Genomic DNA, 270 nt, shown 5'->3' with positions numbered 1-270 from the left:
AACCAGACCACAAAACCCAAAACACCGAATCAGTCGAGAATTTAGAAGAGCAAACCGAAAACCAAATTTCAAAATTTGATGAATTGGGAGACTTTAGGAAACCTACAGCAGCTTGGCTTGTGAGGATTTTCCACCTTGATTCAGGTTAAGGAATCGAACATGTAAAGCACTGAAGCCAGCAACTTTCGAAAACCTTACAAACCTTGAATTATCAAAGCGCTATAACACCCGCTTAAGCTGCTGCCAACGCCATACAACGGCTACCGCATT

The sequence above is a fragment of the Vibrio penaeicida genome, assembly GCF_002933855.1.
Classification (GTDB): Bacteria; Pseudomonadota; Gammaproteobacteria; order Enterobacterales; family Vibrionaceae; genus Vibrio; species Vibrio penaeicida_A.
Note: the sequence above shows the minus strand (reverse complement) of the source record.